This window comes from Streptomyces thermovulgaris (genome assembly GCF_002155915.1).
In the GTDB taxonomy this organism is placed as follows: Bacteria; Actinomycetota; Actinomycetes; order Streptomycetales; family Streptomycetaceae; genus Streptomyces; species Streptomyces thermovulgaris.
Genome location: NZ_MUME01000376.1, coordinates 1 through 3062 on the forward strand (window position 1 = coordinate 1; position 3062 = coordinate 3062).

Consider the following 3062-nt stretch of genomic DNA (forward strand, 5'->3'; position numbering starts at 1 on the left):
GCCCATGTGCATGCACCACGAACTCAGCTACACCCACGCACCGCCCGGCCTGCTGCTCCTGGCCTGCCTGACACCGCCCCGCACCGGCGGGGCCACCGCCCTCGCCGACGCCTCCGCCGTCCTGGACGCGCTCCCGCCCCGCCTGGTGCGGCGGTTCGAGGAGGAGGGCTGGCTGCTCACACGGACGTACCACGACGAGATAGGGGCCTCCTGGGAGGAGGCGTTCGGCACCGGCGACCCGGCCGCCGCCGAGGACTACTGCCGCACCCACGCGATCGACTTCCACTGGCAGCCCGACGGGGGCCTGCGCACCCGCCAGCACCGTCGTGCCGTGGTGCGTCACCCGGTCACCGGCCGGCGCTGCTGGTTCAACCAGATCGCGTTCCTGAACGAGTGGACCATGCCCCCGGAGGTACGGGAGTACCTCGTCGACCTCTACGGCCCCGACGGGCTTCCCTTCACCACCCGCTTCGGGAACGGCGACCCGATCGGCGAGGACGTCGTCCAGCTGATCAACACGGTGTACGAGCGCCACACCGTGCGCGAGCCGTGGCGGGCGGGGGACCTGATGCTCGTGGACAACGTCCGCACGGCCCACGACCGGGAGCCCTTCGAGCCGCCGCGCGACGTGGTCGTCGCCATGGCCGAGCCGCTGCCCCCGTCCGTCTGCGCACCGGCCCTCGAGGGGAGCGTCCGATGACCCTCCACCGTTTCGACACCCCCGCCATGAGGACCGCGACGTCCGAGGAGCCGGAGGCACCCGGGGCGCCCGGGGCGTTTGAGGGGCCCGAGCCGGGCACCGCACCGTCGCCGGTCGCCGTGCCGCCGTTCGCGGTGGTCCCCGGCGCCCAGGTCCAGCAGGTCCTGCGGGGCCGGGAACGGCAGATCGTGGACCTCGTCGAGGCCACCTACCGGCTGCACGCCGCCGGGGACTCGGTCAACCCGCCGTCGTACTTCCTGCGCTTCCCCGACCGGCCCACGGCGCGGATCATCGCACTGCCCGCCTCGATCGGCGGCCGCACGCGGGTGGACGGAGTGAAGTGGATCTCCAGCTTCCCCGGCAATGTGCAGGCCGGCATCGCGCGAGCCTCGGCCGTCCTCATCCTCAACGACCACGACACCGGCTACCCGTTCGCCTGCCTGGAAGGCTCCGTCATCAGCGCGAGCAGGACGGCCGCGATGGCCGCGTCGGCGGCCGGCCGGCTCAGCCGCCACCGCCGGCGCCCCACCCGCATCGGATTCTTCGGAACGGGCCTGATCGCCCGGTACGTCCACACCTATCTGACCGCGACCGGCTGGTCCTTCGACCACATCGGCGTGCACGACCTGTCCGCCGACAGCGCGGCCGGTTTCCGCGCCTTTCTGCGGGGGACCGCCACGGGCCGGATCACCGTGCACACCGGCCCCGAGCAGCTGATCCGCTCCAGCGACCTGGTCGTCTTCGCCACCGTCGCCGCACGACCCCATGTCATGGACCCGGCCTGGTTCGGCCACAACCCCCTGGTGCTGCACGTGTCGCTGCGCGACCTCGCCCCCGAGGTCCTGCTCGCCTCGGCGAACGTCGTCGACGACGTCGACCACTGTCTCAGGGCCGACACCTCACCGCACCTGACCGAACGGCTCACCGGCAACCGGGACTTCCTCACCGGAACGCTGGACGACGTCATGGCCGGCCGGGTGTCGCTGCCGGACGACCGGCCCGTGGTGTTCTCCCCCTTCGGCCTCGGAGTGCTCGACCTCGCCGTGGGCAAGTACGTGTACGACGAGGTGGCCGGCGCCGGACGGCTGCACGTCGTCGAGGACTTCTTCCACGAGCTGCGACGCCATGGGTGAGCAGATGCCCCGGAGGAGCCGGGGGAGCGGCTGCGGCGGACGGACGACGCGCCGGCCGGAGGCGGCGGACGGCACCCGGTCGCAGGCCGCGGGCCCCGCGGGACGCCGGGAGGAGGCGGCCGCCGGCCGGCGGGGCGTGCTGCGTCCGGGTCCGTTCACGTCGATTCTCCCTGGAGTGCACCGTCCCGGCAGGGAATGTCATCGAAGCGTGTTCTCATGGAGGCATGATCGAAGAGACGGAGACCTGGAGGTCCTCTTTGGACGAAAGACTGGCGGAAGAGTTCCTCGGGCGTCACGCGGCCGATGTGGAGGAGGAGATCCGCAAGGCGGCCGCGGTCGAGATCATGCCCCGTTTCCGCAGGCTGGCGGAGCACGAGGTGGACCAGAAGTCCGGGCCGCACGACCTGGTGACGGACGCCGACCGGCTGGCCGAGCGGCACCTCACCGACGCGCTCGGCGCCCTGCTGCCCGGCTCCGTCGTGGTCGGCGAGGAGGCGGTGCACGCCAACCCGCTGGTCTACGAGGCACTTCAGGGAGAAGCCCCCGTCTGGATCATCGACCCCGTGGACGGCACACGGCAGTTCGTGCACGGCGACCCCGGCTTCTGCACCCTGGTCGCACTCGCCCACCGGGGAGTCGTCCTGGCCTCCTGGACCTATGCACCGGCGCGCGACCAACTCGCCACCGCGGTACGGGGCCAGGGCGCCTTCCTCGACGGCACGCCCCTGCGCTCCGGTGCCCCCGAGCCGGACCGTCCCCTCGAAGTCGCCGTCTCCCACCCGGACTTCACGACCGACGAGCAGAAGCGTGCCCTGCTCGGCCTGTGGACCGACGGTGTCGCCCCGCGTTCCTGCGGCTCGGCCGGCCTGGAGTATCTCGCCGTCGCCCGCGGTGAGGTGGACGCCACCGCCTTCTCCTGGGAGGCGGCCTGGGACCACGCGGCGGGCCTGCTGCTGGTCGAGGAGGCCGGCGGCGCCCAGCTGACCCTGACCGGCGACCCGTTCCGCATCACGGGCGGCAACCCCCTGCCGTTCACGGCGGCCCGGGACGCGGCGACGGCGCGGAAGGTGGCCGGGCTGCTGTCCGGCACGGCGGGCCCCGGCCCGCACCCCGGGACGGGAGATCCGGCCCCGGCCTCCTGAGCCGGGCCGCCGGACGCCGGAGCCTTCGGCCTTCGCGCCCCTCCCGCGTCCGCGTCCCTCCCGTGTCCTTCCCGCGGCCCTTCCGCG

At 73.3% G+C, this 3062-nt stretch carries 3 protein-coding genes; all 3 read left to right on the plus strand.

What is annotated here, in order from left to right:
• On the plus strand, positions 1-700 hold a 700-nt coding region (locus CCN35_RS24465), incomplete at its 5' end, for a TauD/TfdA family dioxygenase (RefSeq protein ID WP_107501093.1).
• Entirely contained in the window at positions 697-1833 is a 1137-nt protein-coding gene (gene sbnB, locus CCN35_RS24470; RefSeq protein ID WP_245863410.1) for a 2,3-diaminopropionate biosynthesis protein SbnB, read from the plus strand. The genes CCN35_RS24465 and sbnB, both read left to right, overlap by 4 nt.
• A gap of 224 nt (positions 1834-2057) precedes the next feature.
• Positions 2058-2975: an inositol monophosphatase family protein gene (locus CCN35_RS24475; RefSeq protein WP_086794376.1), complete on the plus strand. Its 918-nt coding sequence runs from the start codon at positions 2058-2060 to the stop codon at positions 2973-2975.
• Positions 2976-3062: the final 87 nt, after the last annotated feature.